Here is a 1,921-nt window from a genome sequence, read left to right on the forward strand (position 1 = left end):
GGCCATCATCAATGCGCACACCAATGCCGCGGCTTGACCGACGATGATGAAAGCCACGACTGCCCCGGAATAGCCACCAGCGCCGATCCTGCCTGCCAGTTCGCCGACCGACACGGCGATGAAGACACCGATCGGAATCATGAGAAGCAACGATGGGCCGGTGCTGACGCGGCCGATGAACAGGGTCTGAGTAACCGTCTCGTGCAACGAGAGTCGTCTGCGGAGGATTGCCGTGAACAGGCCGAAGAGTGCCTGAACCGAGAATCCGATCAGATAGCCCCCCTGTAACGCTACGTCTCGCACCGGGCCCTTCGCGGCTGGCAGCTCGTACGTCATCTAATTGAATTCCTTTGCAGATCAACAGTGTTCGGCACGGAGTTCGAACTGTTCGAGCGCTGGCGGTCGAGCGAACTGCCTGTGAAGCATCTCACACATATATGTGTCCAAGCAAGCATTATGTGAACCGAAATTCTCGTCGACTTGTCTGCAGTGTTGATCGAATTTCTGCTTTTGACGTGGAAGTATCGGGGGCCGTTCATGCCACCGCCCCGTGTATGTTTACGAATATTCCGAATCTGTCAGGCGGATTGCTTCGCGGCCGTAGGGACTGAGCTTCGAGCGGTGACCCTACCCATTGTCGGCGGCTTCGGGCAACGTTTTGTTAACCGAAATTCTCAGTGAGGGGCTCGTCGGCTGGCGCCAGGGCGAAGTTGTATGTCGTGATCGAACGACGTTTCACCAGCTGTTATCTGGCGGCAGAAACGCAATGTGCTGAAGAATGTGTGTGAATCCTCGGAATCATGCTTATGCTGATTCTCGTCTGCCGGACAGGCGGATCGAGGTACTTCGAGCGTGAAGGCTGGAGAGTGGGGTAGACGGTGAGCCCGAGCGAGCAGTTCGTCGACGCGCAGTCGTCGAGTGGGATTGTTCGGCAGGCGAGGTCCGATTCCGTCAAGAGGCGCCCGAAGGATCGCAAGGCGCAGATCTCGGCAGCGGCGGCAATCGCGTTCAGTGAGCGCGGATATCCAGCTGTCAGTGTCGATGACATCGCGTCGGCTGTGGGTATTTCGGGTTCGGCGCTCTATCGGCACTTTCCGAACAAGTACGCGATGTTCCGCCACGCGGCGTTGGAGTTGACCGAAGCGCTCGCCAGTGCCCTGGACGTCGTCTCGGTTGCGCCTGCAGCGACCGACGCGCAGCGGTTGCGCGAAGATCTAATTGCAGCGATAAGAACCACAATTCGCAATCGGCGTACGGCCGGAATCTACCGGTGGGAGAGCCGGTTTCTCGAAGCCGACGATCGGAAATCCGTTCGAGCGCAAGCCAGCGCGGTCAATCGCCGGGTAACCCGGAATCTTTCGCGCTCCGATCCGGCAATGACGGCGCGTGAAAAGACCCTTGTCGTGGCAGCGATGTTCAGCGTCATCGGCAGTATCACCGTCCATAACCTGTTGCTGCCCCAGCGAGCGATGGAGAAGGTTCTGCTCGACGCGTGTCTGGCGATAGGTCACGGCGAGGGCGCAACCACCGCGAGCCGCCTGGAGCAGTCCTCGTTGCCCAGAACGGTGACCACGAACAAACGCGAACGTCTGCTGCAGGAAGCCGTGCGACTCTTCGACTCTCGCGGGTATCACGACGTCAGCATCGAAGAGATCGCTGCGGCCGCCGGCTTGAACGCCTCCGGTATGTACCGCTACTTTCCCAGCAAGGCCGAGCTTCTCGGCGCCGTATTCTATCGAGCCGCAGATCGCTTGGACTTGGCTACTGCAGCGGTGCTCGATTCCGCTGACTCACACGAAGAAGCGCTCCGGTCATTGTCGGCGATGTACGTGGAATTGTACGAGCTGCCGTTCCTCCAGAGCGACAGCGCGGTGTCCGCCCTGGACACCACGTACACCCTCTGGATGTTCGCCCTGGTCTG

2 protein-coding genes are annotated in these 1,921 nt (G+C 59.3%); one reads left to right on the forward strand and one right to left on the reverse strand.

Translation table 11 applies throughout. The annotated features are described in order from the left end of the window. The coding region (locus tag ABT116_RS43820; RefSeq protein ID WP_351646398.1) for an ABC transporter permease at positions 1-336 on the reverse strand (336 nt) is incomplete at its 3' end. 542 nt (positions 337-878) lie between these two features. On the opposite strand from ABT116_RS43820, the gene ABT116_RS43825 reads away from it, so the two are divergent. Then, positions 879-1,921: TetR/AcrR family transcriptional regulator (locus tag ABT116_RS43825; RefSeq protein WP_351646400.1), on the forward strand; the 1,043-nt coding region annotated here is incomplete at its 3' end.

It is taken from the genome of Streptomyces sp. NPDC002130, from assembly GCF_040296465.1.
Classification (GTDB): domain Bacteria; phylum Actinomycetota; class Actinomycetes; order Streptomycetales; family Streptomycetaceae; genus Streptomyces.